This window comes from Pseudarthrobacter sp. efr-133-R2A-89 (assembly GCF_030209315.1).
In the GTDB taxonomy this organism is placed as follows: Bacteria; Actinomycetota; Actinomycetes; order Actinomycetales; family Micrococcaceae; genus Arthrobacter.
Window position 1 is genome coordinate 18,739 of sequence record NZ_JARVSE010000005.1, and the last position, 14,004, is coordinate 32,742.

Genomic DNA, 14,004 nt, shown 5'->3' on the forward strand with positions numbered 1-14,004 from the left:
AATCGACGATGCGCTGGGTCGCAGCTTCCGTCCAAGAGCACGAAGGCTCGTGATCTCCCTTGTTCCACACCCCCAATGACCAAGGTTCAGCCTTGCATTCAATGCATACTTGAGCTGTGTCCTCCTGCCACTCGATGTACGCCAGTGGCATCTCCGACTTGAGCTGCACGGTGCCGCAGCCGTGGCACCAACCAATAGGTGCTCGATTTAAGGGGCTTACATCCATTCCAAAAGGATACGACCCCACGGTGACAGGATCGGCCAAGGCCTGAGATGCAGCTGCCCTGAAAATCGTCGACGCCATTTGCGGAATCGTGTCGGTCGGGGTCCTGTGTTGTTTCAGTATTCCTGGGCGTCGGTCTGTGGAGCACAGCGAGGCCAGTCACAGAGTCCGGCGCACGGGAGCTGGCCGGAGACCGGTCTCACCGACACCTGCAGCCCGCGCTACTTTGTCTCATTACTTCCCCGTATGCCCTGCTGCGGAGGACTGCCGGAACTGAGCAGGGATCACAAGGCGGGGAAGCGTGTTGGCTTCCGCCATACTACCGACATTTACCCTTTCCGGAGCCAACCGGTTCTGACAACTCAAAGTCTCCGTGTATTTCCATTTGGGATGAATCAGCGCAGGGGGGGACGGAGGGGCACATGCATTTGGTCGGTACATTAGCCGGAGTGCGTGTAAAAGCGTGACCACGGGCCAGGCGGAAAATATCCTGCGTGCTTTCAATCAGGATCCTTCGGCGTTATGGAAACACGGCCGAGGACGAAAAGGAATCAACGTTCTCGGGATAGCCGCCCGATGGTTCCTGACCTTACTGGGATTCATCGTTTTGTGTCTGATTCCGGTGCTGGGATGGCTGGTGGCCGCGTTGGTAATCGCGCTTGAATCTCCGCCGTCGTGCGAAGCCGCAAGCGCAAGGCTTACGAGAATCAGCTCATGGACACTGTTTCCCGGCCACTCCAAGGGCCTGAAGACCGTGGGTTCGAAGTAGGCGAAGTGGGATTGCGTCCGTCGAGGAGTGGCGTACCAGATCACAAACCGTCTCCGGCCGCCCCGGAACTCGAGAACGAGGCTATTTCGCGGCTTGAGCGCCTCCAGGCTCTCCGCGAATCTGGCACCGTGACCGAAGACGAATTCCAGACCATGAAGGCGGACGTGCTGGGCAGTAAGTTGGCGGCCGGCCTCCGGTCAGAGGTTCCATCGGTGCACGCTGTTCCGGAGCTACAAGGTGGTTTTAGGGAGATCGCGCTGAAAGATCCAGATCGCGTGGTCGAACTTCTGAAGCTCAACATCGGGGCGCTCCGCGGCATGCACGGCGGCGACGATTCGCCTAGCAGTTTCCGCCGTCACTGGCGCCAGATGTTGTTCTTTAAGTGCGGCATCGACAAAGCCACGGATCATTCGGTCTGCCTTGATCCCGGGCTGGCCAAGCAGCATGGTGAGGTACTCGTATGTCACGTCGCCGAGGCCCTTTACCTCCGTGTAGGAACTTCTGTGGTCCGGGTCGAGTGCATGAAGGTGCGTCGCGCTGCGAACTGGGGGAGTGAGAGAAAGAAAGTTGTCGGCCGCTTCGATGATGCACTCGCTCTTGAAGCGTCCGACGGTTTTACCGTTCCCCATGACCTCCCTTATTCGCTTCTCGCCTAGGTTGCGCAAGCACTCAAGGTCGTTTGCGGCGTCGGGGTAGGCGTCTCGGAATAACTTCGCCCTGCCGAGGACGCCTTTGGCCGGGTGCTTCGTCTTATAGACGGCTCGGATGGAGAACACGGCATCGACGAGAGACACACCAATTTGGTCAGGCCACCCGCCCGGCCACGCGCTGAAATTCTTTTCGGGAATACTCTCTAATGCCTTTGCTACGGCCGCTATTGCCTGCTGTTCGTCCATCTGCCCCACCCCGCCTTTTCATGGTCAGAATACCCGACACATTCGGCGGATCCGGATGCGGCCGCAGCCGGCGTAGGGTGACCGCTAGGAGCCTGACACGATCGCCGGTATGCGCGAGTGACTTCGTCCTCGTAGCCTAAACATTTGTCACGGGCATCACTCGTTTGGGCTGCCGCCAAGGAATCCACCCGCCGTCGCTGCGTGCACTAGCGCTTGCACACCTGTGTCGCCGAGGGCGCCGCGTAACACCTCGATCAACTCGTTCACGTGATGGATTCTGGAGTAGTCGCCGGGTAAAGAGTTGCGAACGCGTTCCGCGAAGTGTGAGACCAGAACCCGCCCATGGGCGGAGAGCGCGTCTTGTGGGAATTTCGGAACGAAGAATCGATCGCCCAGACCGATGCCGTGGTTGCCGAGCAGTTCGGTCGCCTCCGGAATAGCGTCGCCCAGGTAAGGGACGATGTCTGCCCAGCAGGTTAGTTCTTCGCTGTCAGGCGTCCTTGGCAAGCCGTTGAGCCTCGCGGAGAGGTGGTCTCGAAGCCATTGCTTCCACACTTCTGTGCCATCGACCCCGTCCGATCCGAGGAAACGAACAATCGCGTGAGCGAAGTCCGCTGCGTGCGCACCGTCGTTGGCGAGCACGCTTTGATCGAGCAGTGCTCGGCGTGACGCTGGAGGAATACCAGCGAAGGACACGATCGACGCTACCAGTGCGAAAAATTGGCTCTGCAGGTGGGATCCGAGAGCTTCGAGCCGGTCCCACTCCGCGATCGTGCTGTCCAGTAGGCCGGCCTCAAGGAGTTTGTCGTTATAGCGCGGGTGAAATAGATAAGGAATCCAGGCCAACGCCGCTGTAGTGTCTTCCCGGAATAGCGGAAGCACTTGTTTAGCGGTGAACGCCGCGTCGGCGGCAAATAAGAAGAATAAGTGGCTTGCCATTGCCGGTCGGGTCGCATCGAGGGCGTGTGGTGGCCCATCGAGCAGTTCCGTCAGCGCGCTTCGCTCGTCATCGTTGAGGCCCGACCAATCGTCGCGATGCTTCCGCCAGCGTCGATCAACTTCCGTGATCCAGTACTGGGCGAGGTCTCCTGGCCAGGAATTGAGGTAGAGCGGAGCAAACGAATTCATGTCCAGTTCCTCCGCGTGCGTGAACGACTGGCAGTGCTCTCTCCAGAGTCGGAAGGCGATGCGTCGCATGCCAGCGAGAGCAGGTGTCTCGTCGCTTTCGATGTCTTTGCGGACCTGCTCCAGCAAAAAGCGGCTGACTGACCGCACGGACTTTGGATTTGGGACGAGTGTTGCAACACGTTCGACGACGGCGTCTGCATTGCCGCGCAGATTTGCCTTGGTCCAGCCCTCGACAATAGCTAGTCGAATATCGATTGTCAGAGATTCAAAGCCGGGCAGTTCATCTATGAGTGTCCAGAGCTGTTGGCCCAGTTCTGGGCGGGACTCAGCCAACCCGCTAAGAAGAGAAAGTGCGCCGCGCCAATCCGGTTCGTCAAAGTTCCGTTCGGAATAATCCCGGGCGAGTAGGTCAGCGACAGCGGCGGTGGAGTCCTCTTCAAATGATCTGATGAAGTCTTCCAGTTCCATGGGCAGCTTTTCACCCCAGGTGCCGCTCGTCATCCAGCTGTCAAAGTCGGGATTCTCACGCGGGGCGAAGTCGGGGTTCTTTGCCCGCACCGCTTCCAAGGCTGACCCAGCTTCTGCCCATCCGGGTGCGACCTGGGTGAGCCACACAAGCAGGTTGTAGGTGGCATAGGCTGTGTGACGTTGAAGATCCGGGATGTCCTCGGACTGATTCGGCCCGGCTAGTGCTGCCGAAAGGAGCTGCGCGCGGACCTCTTTCGATGCCTTCTCAGCCGACGCTTTGAGGACGCCGTAAGTTTCGTGTTTGACGTCGGTTTCGAAAAGAACTGAGCGTTCGAGCAGCCACGAGATCTTCTCGTCGTACGACCGTGAGGCATCGCGTGCGAGCAGATGCAATGCGAGTCGGCGGAATAGAGCACGACCCAGAAACCACCACTTTTCGGGGAGATCGGCGCACGATACAAGAGCCTTCTCACCGTATGCTCTTAGGCCATCTAGGACTGCGTCAACGGGATCGCGGAACTGATCCTGCTCATGCGGTTCGACTGCCGATCGACCATAGCTTAACGGATCCCACGATCGGGGACCGTGGTAGGCATCGAGAAGGTCGTACGCTGCGCTCAACGAGTCCTCCAGGACCGTTCCCAGTTTCGGATCTCCGGGAGGTGCCGTTTCGACGACCTTCAAGACGTGTCCTGTAAGGCTTTCCGCCTCGCTTAGCCAGTGCACTTCAGCCTGCGGCAAAGTTGTCAGGTCCTCGGAGTCATCAAGGGACCATCGACGCTTGAGCGCGAGGTAGGGTCTTAGCGCCGCTCGGATCACCGTCAAATCCTCCGCCTGGTCGCCGGGGACGTATGACAGGAGCGTTGCCGTGGCGACTGGTCCAGAGTGTCCATGGACCGACGTAGCGAGGAGGGCCTTCCACCTGCGTCCAGCTCCAGAATCCGCTTTACTCAGCTCATCTGCTGCCCAACCGGCAGCTTGGAAAAGCCCGTTGCCGAACGCTTGGCCCAGCCGTTGTAGAGTCTGCAATGCAGCCCCATGAAGTTCGGCGGACGCTATGAAGCTCTGACAGAACCAGTTCCCAAGAACGGTGGCAGCGGAGTCTCCGTCGTGACCATTGAAGATAGACTTGAACTTTGGCAGAGCCTCCGCCCAATGGAGCCAGGCGACCTGGAGCCTCGGTTTAACAACCGTGACAGCGTGGACGAACTCGCGAGCACCGTTAGGGTTTTTGAGTTGGTCGACGAGGTAGTCGTAGTCGACCGGGCTGAGTTGCGGGCCGCCGGCAACCACTTCGAGAATCCTCGCACGGTGTTCGGTCTGGCCCATCCGAGCGCGGAGGCTCCAGGCCTCGAGTGCAGCGACAAGGGCTGTGTGGTCGTGGCCCTGGACTGGATACCCGATCGGCTGCACTTTGAGCCTTGACCACTTAGAGTGGTTCACCTCGTCGGTACTTGTGAAGGCGTACCGCGGCGTCCCTGATGGTAGGCCAAGCGCGAGGTATCGCATGATGGGGTCATCGTGGCTGTAGCCAATGAAAAGCACCGTAAATCTTTGAAACATCGGCAGCAAGAAACGGGTGGCCCAAGCGCTGGTGAGGTACGCCCGGCCGAAGTCGCGGTCTGTGAGAACGAGCTCCTCAGGTGAACGGAGCACCGAGCCGTGAAGATGAACGATGCCGGTGAAATCTTCCCCTAGCGGCAGGGCAGGACCAATCCACGTATCGGGAACCTTGATTCCCCCAGCAGTAGCCGCCGACGAAAGATGCGTATCGAAGTTCGTCGTCACGATTCGCAGCGGCCCGATTGAAGAGGCCACCCCAACGAGCGCTGCATGCGTGGTGTTTGGCGCGGAGTCTTCGCGAGAAACTATCTCGTAAGTGTGTCGGTGCGTGTCGAAACTCTCCGGCATCGACCCTAGGAAGAAATCGATTGTGACGTCTTCGTCGAAAGGTACCCGTGCCATTTCTGCCAACTGACGGGCCAGCTTGTCGAACAGCGGTAGGTCGGACGGAGCGTCGACCGAAGCCCCCGCTCCAACGAAAAGTACAAGACGTCCTTCAGCTTGTGCGTCGAGAATGGCTTGGGGCAAATTCACGTCGCTCGTTATCCACATCTAACTCCCCAATCTCGACGATTGCGGACTTGTGCTGCAATCCGTCCTTCGCTTCGACGATCGGACCCGTGTGACCACAAGCTGATAGTAGCGACGGAGCACGCCAGCTGCGAGCATTGGCGCGGCTGGCACGCCGTGTGGAAGGGGCGATCTCGCGACTGTATATGAGCTGACTCCGCCAACGCGCGAGTCGAGCCCAGCCGGAGCAGGGACAAGGCGAGATCCTGCAGACCTCTCCGGTTGTGTCCGTCGGCGCCGAGCTTTTGTCAGCGATGGGTTAAACGAGACGCATATACGTTAACGACACGCATAATAACAGTCCAATCGGCCCGAAAATCAACCATTAGTCCTTGTGTTTGCGGGGTTTCTGGCCGGACCTTAACAATCGGAATCCCGTGCTTTCCGCTAGTAAATTAACAATTCGTCTACCCGTAGAGGGACATCCGCGACCGCCCGCGGGGACAAGCTTGTTTCAGCCGCAGGTTCCGCGGTTCGCAAGGGGCCGGCACATAGACTTCCGTTCATGCGCGTCTTCGACCTCGCCTTCGACTACCTTCTCGACACCACGCCTCCAGGAAAGGACCCGGACTCCCACAGTCGGCGGCTCAAGGCTGACCATCAGCTGCTCTGGACCAAAGAGCTATGCGAGGGGCAGCTGTTCGAACTGGTGGTCTCGGAAGATCCCAAGGTGCGCCGGAAGAACTACCTGATTTTCGAGCAGACGCCGGACAAGTGGTTCACGTTCGGCAGTGACGCCATCACGAACTCCTACACCAGGTGGGGTAGGCCCAAGGCCTTGGTTGAGGCTAAGGCCGCGTTGAGTGATGAGCAGAAGCGCCGCTATTTCAATCCGCCGTACACGATCGGCAGTGCCATGATCTGGCCCGTCGGGACAGTACACCTGCCCACCCTCAACACCGCAAGGGGAATGCGGATACGGATCGCAGACCGGATGGACCTGAGTCTGGAATGCATCCGGCGCCACTATGCCAACGAGCCAGGCGGCCCTCTCGCCGACGTCATCACTAACTATGGGGACTTCTTCGAACTCTTCGGCACGTTCGAGAAGTTCGTGGAGTTCTTCCACTTCCAGGATCTCGTGACGCCGGAGGGCAAGATCGACTTCTTCCTCGAGGAGGATGAGGACGAGGTCTTCGAGCGTCCGGGCGTCCCGGTCACGAAGGACGAGTACATCAAGGTTCGGGAAGCCTCGCTGAAGTTCATAGCGTTGCGGGGCAACCGGATGGCCGACTGGGTCGAGGAGAACCACCCCGACATCAAGGTGCGGCGGCAATAACCGGGAATGCCCGGGATACCTCGCCGCGATAAGCGGGGCCTGGCGGTTCAAGTCCCTATGTGACGCCCCAGGGCCCGTGAACTTCCTAGACTAAACAAGAACCGCTTGGTACACGTCATGGTTGCACTACCTCTGATGCCGTCACGAAGATTTGCACGCTGCCGTTGCTCGCGGGGGAGAACATCTCCAGCGCTTTTGTAGTACCCACAGTCGCATCCTGCATCGATCTTGTTGTGCACTGCAGCAGGCAGGCAGATGGGCGGCGGCAGGTCACCCAGATCCTTTCTCTGGGTCGCCGGGTGGAGAACGGAATCATTGAATCGTCCCTCGTCTTCGCCCTGGAGGGCGGCGTCCTTCAGCCCAGGGCAAATGCAATGCCGGCCGCGGAAAAATTCTCGCGGGCGGGATACGACGTCGCCGCCCTGTTGGACGCACGATGATTTCCGCGATGGTGGGAGCCGTGGCCGGGGTGGGTTTCTTCCTCATCTGGTGGTCCTGCTGGGAGACTCCTGATGCCGGACGCCGGGAGCGGAAGCCAGGACGTATCAGCGACCTGCTCGTTGCCGCGGGCGTGGAGAAAGTATCGGCCCGTGGCCTGGTCGGGACCTGCCTTGGTCTGGGGCTGTTCATTGCCCTTGTCTTCTTCGCGCTCAGTCGTTCATGGCCGATTGCCGGCTGCTTCGGCCTCTTCGGATCGTGGCTGCCTGTCACGCTGCTCCGCTGGCGGGCCCGAAAGAGGTCAGCGTTGCTCCGCCAGCTCTGGCCAGACGTCGTTGATCACCTTCGCTCGGCGATCCGCGCCGGCCTTCCGCTGCCTGAGGCCCTCATTCAACTCGGCGACAAAGGGCCCGAGGAACTCCGGCCCCTGTTCCGCGAGTTCGGAGCCGATTACCGGGCCGGCGGCCAATTCGACGGCTCCCTGAACAAGCTCAAACACCGGCTTGCCGATCCTGTCGCAGACCGCATCGTCGAAGCCCTGCGCCTCACCCGTGAAGTGGGCGGCTCGGATCTGGGGCGGTTGCTCGGCACCCTGGGAGAGTTCCTCCGTGAAAGCGCCCGCACGCGCAGTGAGCTGGAAGCGCGGCAATCCTGGACGATCAACGCGGCCCGGCTTGCTGTTGCCGCACCGTGGATCGTGCTGGTGCTGCTGGCAACCAGACCGGAAGCAATCCAGGCGTACAACACACCAATGGGTGCTGCAGTCCTGCTTGGGGGACTGGTGGTTTCGCTCATTTGCTACACCGTCATGGTGAAGATCGGCGCGCTGCCCCAGGATGAAAGGGTGCTCCGATGATGGCCGTCCCGGCCGCCGCCATTGTCTGCGGAATCGGCCTTGGCCTCGGCTTGTGGCTGGTGATTTTCAGGTCCCCGCCGATGCGTGCCATGACTCTCGCTGAGCGGATCGAGCCCCAACTTAAGTCGCAGAACCTGGAGTCGCGGCTCCTGAACGTGGGCGATCCGAACTTAACACCATTCGGCCCGCTGGAGCGGATTCTCCGTCCCGTCTTCCGCGACTGGCTTTCCGCGTTGGCCCGGCTCAACCCATCACCGGGAGCAACGGAGCGGCGGCTGGCCCAAGCGGGGATCGGCAAGTCACCCATTGACTTCCGTGCGGAACAGTTGCTTTGGGCAGCGGCCGGTTTTGCCCTCGCTTTAACGGTCGTACTCACAGGAGCGGCCGCAGGACGGTTCAGCCCGATCTTTGCGGTGGCCGCAATCCTTGGCAGCGCGGCGGCAGGTTTTGTCCTCCGGGACTACTGGCTGGGCGCCCAGGTGCGGCGCCGGGAGGAGCGCATGATGGCCGAATTCCCCAGCCTGGCGGAGCTTATGGCCTTGGCTGTCAGCGCAGGGGACAGCGCGACGGGTGCACTGGACCGGGTCTGCAGGAGCGCCCACGGGGAACTGTCAAAGGAATTTGCGAACATCCTCGCGGAGACGCGGGCAGGCAAGCCGCTCGTCCTAGCCTTGGAAGAGTTTTCTGGGCGCACGGACCTTGCGCCCTTGGTCAGGTTCGTTGACGGCATCATCGTTGCGGTGGACAGGGGAACCCCCCTTGCCGAAGTGCTCCGTGCCCAGGCCCAGGATGTTCGTGATTCGGCCAAGCGGGACCTCATGGAAGCGGCGGGCAGGAAAGAAATAGCAATGATGGTGCCTTTGGTCTTCGGAATACTCCCGCTGACGGTGGTATTCGCCGTATTTCCGGGCATAGCAGCGATCAATATGGGCTTCTGAACCTGTGGGGGCTACCTGCCGTGAAGCAGCTCGTGCAAGGACACCGTATTCATCAGGAAAGGACGCAACATGAAAACTATGGGAACCCGCCTGGCGGCGCTGTTTATCGGTATGGCTGCCCTGGTGCAGTGTGAATTGCAACGGCCGGTGAACGGCCACCGATGCAAAGTGAGTTCCGGAGACAACCCCGAACGTGGGGATGTACCGGGTTGGGTGATGATTACGCTAATGTCCGCCGTCCTGGTGGCAGCGCTCCTGGCGCTCGCCGGCCCTGCGCTGGAAGCCATGTTCAATCAGGCCATGGACAAAGTAGGGAAGTGATCCGTGGCACGCTCCGCTCCACGGCCGGAGGCGCGTCGCGGGTTTCGCCCTGAGGGGGAGCGGGGCTCTGCCGTCGTGGATTTTGTCCTGGTTGGCGGGCTGCTCACGTTGTTCTTCCTGGTGATTATCCAGCTGACTTTGGTCCTGCACGTTCGGAATACGCTCATCGACGCTGCCGCATCCGGCGCCCGCTACGGGACCTTGGCAGACCGCAACTCCACCGACGCCGAGGAACGGACCCGCAGCCTCATCGGAACTGCCCTGAATTCCGGATTCGCCGAGCAAGTCAGCACCCGCGAAGTGAATCTTCAAGGGATGCGCACGCTGGAAGTGACAGTCCGGTCACCGTTGCCGGTCATTGGCCTGATCGGTCCCCGGGAGATGCTGGAGGTGAAAGGGCATGCCGCCATCCAGCCGTGATCCATCAGCGCCAGACAAGCCGCCCGGCACCGCCACCTCGTTCCGCGTCAGGACAAGGCTCACGGAAGCACTCTGCCGTGAACCGGCACCGTATGCCGGGCAACGTCCGAAAAATGCGAACGCCTCCGGCCTGGAGGTGAAACAGTCGCGGCCTGGCCTCGAGCACCTGCGGCGGCACTCAAACGAGCACGAACAAGGGAGTGCAGTCGTCGAATTCACCTTCCTGGCGCTCCTGCTGATGGTCCCGCTGGTGTATTTCGTCATCACCGTGGGTCAGGTCCAGGGAGGCTCCTTCGCCGTCGTGGGCGCCGCGGACCAGGCAGCAAAGGTGTACGTTGCCCAGTCCGACCCCGTCACCGCACAAGCGGCCGCAGAGCGGGCGGTATCCTTGGCTCTTTCCGATTTCGGGCATGAACCAGCGCGGGCAAACATGACGACAAGCTGCGAACCAGCAGACTGCACCGCTGCGGGAAGCGCAGTCACGGTAACCGTCAGCCTCAGGGTGCCGCTGCCGTTCCTCCCTTTCGCCGAAGGACTGTCGGCCACGGATGTCCAGGCCTCCGCCACCCAGCTGGTGGGGCGGTACCGGTGACACCCCGCGCGCAAGAAGCCGAGGAGGGCCAACTGATGGTGATGATCATCGGCTACGTGGCCTTGGCCTTGCTGGTGGCAACGGTCGTCATCGGGATATCGAGTGTCTATGTCGAGCACAAACGGCTCCTCTCCCTGGCGGACGGAGCATCGCTGGCCGCCGCCTCCAGCTACACGCTCGGTGATGTCTCATCGCAGGGCGGAACCCCATCGGCTGTCCTCAGCCCGGCCCGTGTGCGCAACGTGGCAGCCGACTTCGTCGACAGGAGCCCGGCCGCCCAACGGTTCTCCGGCCTCGCCGTCGCTTCCGGAACGGGATCGCCCGACGGTTCCACCGCCGTCGTAGTCCTTACCGCTGAAGTGCACCCGCCGGTGGTGAACTTCCTGGTTCCCGACGGAATCCGCATCGAGGCCACCTCGACGGCGCGTTCCCGGCTGACCCGTTGATGCCCACCCGGCGGTCCAATCACCGGCGCCGGGCAGCGCCGGGCCGTATGCGCCAATAGCGTAGGGTTAAACCACCATGGCCAATATTGATTTTTCCGCTGAAATCCGCGCCCTCCGCGCCACCTACGAGTCCATCGAACGCGTCTCGGACGTGGATGCACTCCGTGAAGACATCGCCGAACTCAGCGAGCGGGCAGGGGAGCCGGACCTGTGGGACGACCCCGCAGCGGCGCAGAAGATCACCTCCCGTCTCTCCCACCGGCAGTCCGAGCTGGAACGCCTCACCAACCTGGCCTCGCGTATCGACGATCTCGAAGTCCTGGTGGAACTGGGCCAGGACGAGGACGACGCCGCCTCGATGGGGGAGGCCGCGGCCGAACTCGAATCCATCAAGAAGGCACTCAAGGACCTGGAAGTGGTCACCCTGTTGTCCGGAGAATATGACGAGCGCGAAGCCGTGGTGTCCATCCGTGCGGGAGCAGGCGGTGTCGACGCGGCAGATTTCGCCGAGATGCTGATGCGCATGTACCTCCGCTGGGCCGAGCGGCATGGTTACCCCACGACGGTCATGGACACCTCCTATGCGGAGGAAGCCGGCCTGAAATCGGCCACGTTCGAGGTCAAGGCCCCCTACGCTTACGGCACGCTCAGTGTGGAGGCAGGCACCCACCGCCTGGTCCGGATCAGCCCGTTCGACAACCAAGGCCGGCGCCAGACATCGTTCGCGGCCGTGGAAGTCATTCCCCTGATCGAACAGACCGATTCCATCGACATCCCGGACAACGAAATCAGGGTTGACGTTTTCCGCTCGTCGGGCCCTGGAGGCCAGTCGGTGAACACCACCGACTCCGCCGTGCGCCTCACCCACATTCCCACCGGCACCGTCGTCTCGATGCAGAACGAGAAGTCACAACTCCAAAACCGCGCCGCCGCCATGCGCGTGCTGCAATCCCGGCTCCTCTTGCTCAAGAAGGAACAGGAAGACGCGGAGAAGAAGGCCCTGGCGGGCGATGTCAAAGCCTCATGGGGCGACCAGATGCGTTCCTACGTCCTCAACCCCTACCAGATGGTCAAGGACCTGCGCACTGAACACGAGGTGGGCAACACGTCGGCAGTGTTCGACGGCGAGATTGACGACTTCATCGACGCCGGCATCCGCTGGCGCACTGACAACCGCAACGCCGAAAAGTAGCCGGGCGGCACGGCGGGCGCGAGCGGATCCGGCGACACGCCCCCGAAAGGCCTCCCAAGCGCCGGGCATCCTGCGTATAGTCGAGGGGCCGGGGCCCTACTTCCCCCAAACGAAAACCCGTGCACCGGCTGCAGAACTGGGCTGCATCAGAACAATCAGCCATGCCCTGCAGGGTACTTAGGGCCATGATCCGATTCGAAAATGTCACCAAGGTCTACGACCAAAAAGCCCGGCCCGCGCTGGACTCCGTCAACCTTGAGATTGATCGCGGCGAATTCGCCTTCCTGGTGGGGGCCTCGGGCTCCGGAAAGTCCACCTTCCTCCGGCTGGTGTTGAAGGAGGACCGCGCAACTTCAGGCGCCGTCTACGTCGCCGGCCAAAACGTTGCCAGGATTTCGAGCTGGCGCGTGCCGCGCCTCCGCCGTGGCATCGGCGTCGTCTTTCAGGACTTCCGCCTCCTGCCCCAAAAGAACGTCTTCGCCAACGTGGCTTTTGCCATGCAGGTCATCGGCAAGAGCCGGAGCGTCATCCGCGACACCGTCCCCGAGGTCCTCAAGACCGTTGGGCTCGAAGGCAAGGAACACCGCATGCCGCACGAACTGTCCGGCGGCGAGCAGCAGCGGGTGGCCATCGCCCGGGCCGTGGTCAACCGGCCCGGGATCCTCCTGGCCGACGAACCCACCGGAAACCTGGACCCCACAACGTCCATGGGCATCATGGGTGTGTTGGACAAGATCAACCAAAACGGAACCACGGTGGTGATGGCCACCCACGACGACGACATCGTCAACGACATGCGCAAGCGGGTGGTCGAGCTCAAGAACGGCGTGGTGATCCGCGACGAAGCCAAGGCCCTGTACACCTCGATGATCCCCGTCGTCGGCCAGTCCAGGCGGCTCAAGGACGCCAGCGGCAGGGAAGCGCCGCACGACGGCCTGCCGGGCAACGGTGCCGAAGGTGAGGCGCGGCAATGAGGCTTGCCTTCATCCTTTCCGAGATCGGCAGCGGCCTGCGCCGCAACCTTTCCATGGTGGTTTCGGTCATCCTGGTGACCTTCGTGTCACTTACCTTCGTGGGCGCCGCCGGGATGCTCCAGATGCAGATCAACCAGATGAAGGGGTACTGGTACGACAAAGTACAAGTAGCCATCTTCCTGTGCAGTGACGGTTCGACCGCGCCCGGGTGCGCGTCCGGGCCGGTCACCCCTGAGCAGCAGCAGGGCCTCAACGCGCTGCTGGAATCACCTGCCGTGGCGCAGTACATCAACGACTTCCAATTCGAGTCCCGCGATGAGGCCTACAAGCACTTCAAGGACCAGTTCTCCAACTCGCCCATCGTCGATTCGGTTACCCCGGACCAGCTGCCGGCATCTTTCCGGATCAACATGAAAGACCCTGAGAAGTACCAGATCATCAGCGAGACCTTCTCATCGCAGCCGGGCGTGGAGACCGTGATCGACCAGCGACAGCTCCTCGAACGCCTCTTCTCGGTGATGAACGGCGCCTCCCTGGTCGCAGTGGGCATCGCCGGAGTGATGATCGTCTGCGCGATCCTGCTGATCGCCACTACCATCCGGCTCTCCGCCTTCAGCAGGCGCCGGGAAACCGGGATCATGCGGCTTGTCGGCGCGTCAAAAACCGTGATCCAGTTGCCCTTCATCCTTGAAGGGGTCATCGCCGCGGTCATCGGCGCTGCGCTGGCCTCCGGCACCTTGTGGGCCGTAGCGCAGTTCTTCCTGGGTGACTATATGTCCCGCCAGTACCCGGACACCGCTTTCATTTCCTCGGGCCAGACACTGATCCTCGCGCCGGCGCTGCTGATTCTTGGCGGATCCTTGGCAGGAATTTCGTCTCTCTTGACCCTTCGCAGATACTTGCGCGTTTAGGCTATGCAAACCGACCAAGG

General features: G+C 61.4%; 12 protein-coding genes and 2 pseudogenes. 12 read left to right on the forward strand and 2 right to left on the reverse strand.

All coding sequences use genetic code 11. The features are described from left to right. Nucleotides 1-937 precede the first annotated feature (937 nt). Nucleotides 938-1,150 (forward strand): annotated as a pseudogene (locus QRM95_RS21095) (hypothetical protein); the annotation flags it as partial. A gap of 72 nt (nt 1,151-1,222) precedes the next feature. Here QRM95_RS21095 and QRM95_RS09290 read toward each other — a convergent pair. Beyond that, complete coding sequence (locus QRM95_RS09290) at nt 1,223-1,888, reverse strand: DUF8548 family protein (protein ID WP_285247502.1); 666 nt, start codon at nt 1,886-1,888, stop codon at nt 1,223-1,225. A 156-nt stretch (nt 1,889-2,044) separates the two neighbouring features. Then, nucleotides 2,045-5,599 (reverse strand): SIR2 family protein, encoded by a 3,555-nt coding sequence (locus tag QRM95_RS09295; RefSeq protein WP_285247503.1) that lies wholly within the window; start codon nt 5,597-5,599, stop codon nt 2,045-2,047. A 523-nt stretch (nt 5,600-6,122) separates the two neighbouring features. Between QRM95_RS09295 and QRM95_RS09300 the strand changes: the two genes are divergently transcribed. The 11 genes and pseudogenes from QRM95_RS09300 to ftsX all read left to right on the forward strand — a co-directional run bounded on the left by QRM95_RS09300 (nt 6,123) and on the right by ftsX (nt 13,984). Further along, nucleotides 6,123-6,896: a DUF6994 family protein gene (locus QRM95_RS09300; RefSeq protein ID WP_285247504.1), complete on the forward strand. Its 774-nt coding sequence runs from the start codon at nt 6,123-6,125 to the stop codon at nt 6,894-6,896. Nucleotides 6,897-7,027: 131 nt separating this feature from the next. Continuing rightward, nucleotides 7,028-7,336, forward strand: a pseudogene (locus QRM95_RS09305) (CpaF family protein); the annotation flags it as partial. Next, on the forward strand, nt 7,333-8,190 hold the full coding sequence (locus tag QRM95_RS09310; protein ID WP_018760189.1) for a type II secretion system F family protein: 858 nt from the start codon (nt 7,333-7,335) through the stop codon (nt 8,188-8,190). The pseudogene QRM95_RS09305 and the gene QRM95_RS09310, both read left to right, overlap by 4 nt. Next, on the forward strand, nt 8,187-9,128 hold the full coding sequence (locus tag QRM95_RS09315; protein ID WP_285247505.1) for a type II secretion system F family protein: 942 nt from the start codon (nt 8,187-8,189) through the stop codon (nt 9,126-9,128). Before QRM95_RS09310 ends, QRM95_RS09315 begins: the two co-directional genes overlap by 4 nt. Before the next feature lie 69 nt (nt 9,129-9,197). Next, nucleotides 9,198-9,449 (forward strand): hypothetical protein, encoded by a 252-nt coding sequence (locus QRM95_RS09320; protein ID WP_285247506.1) that lies wholly within the window; start codon nt 9,198-9,200, stop codon nt 9,447-9,449. Between the two features lie 3 nt (nt 9,450-9,452). Next, on the forward strand, nt 9,453-9,869 hold the full coding sequence (locus QRM95_RS09325) for a TadE/TadG family type IV pilus assembly protein (RefSeq protein WP_285247507.1): 417 nt from the start codon (nt 9,453-9,455) through the stop codon (nt 9,867-9,869). Further along, entirely contained in the window at nt 9,850-10,461 is a 612-nt protein-coding gene (locus tag QRM95_RS09330) for a hypothetical protein (protein ID WP_285247508.1), read from the forward strand. Before QRM95_RS09325 ends, QRM95_RS09330 begins: the two co-directional genes overlap by 20 nt. 35 nt (nt 10,462-10,496) lie before the next feature. Further along, complete coding sequence (locus QRM95_RS09335; RefSeq protein ID WP_285247509.1) at nt 10,497-10,907, forward strand: pilus assembly protein TadG-related protein; 411 nt, start codon at nt 10,497-10,499, stop codon at nt 10,905-10,907. A 76-nt stretch (nt 10,908-10,983) separates the two neighbouring features. Further along, complete coding sequence (prfB, locus tag QRM95_RS09340; RefSeq protein ID WP_018760183.1) at nt 10,984-12,099, forward strand: peptide chain release factor 2; 1,116 nt, start codon at nt 10,984-10,986, stop codon at nt 12,097-12,099. A gap of 185 nt (nt 12,100-12,284) precedes the next feature. Next, nucleotides 12,285-13,073, forward strand: coding sequence for a cell division ATP-binding protein FtsE (gene ftsE / locus QRM95_RS09345; RefSeq protein ID WP_285247510.1), 789 nt, complete (start codon nt 12,285-12,287; stop codon nt 13,071-13,073). Further along, nucleotides 13,070-13,984, forward strand: a complete 915-nt coding sequence (gene ftsX / locus QRM95_RS09350; RefSeq protein ID WP_018760181.1) for a permease-like cell division protein FtsX — start codon at nt 13,070-13,072, stop codon at nt 13,982-13,984. Before ftsE ends, ftsX begins: the two co-directional genes overlap by 4 nt. Nucleotides 13,985-14,004 lie beyond the last annotated feature (20 nt).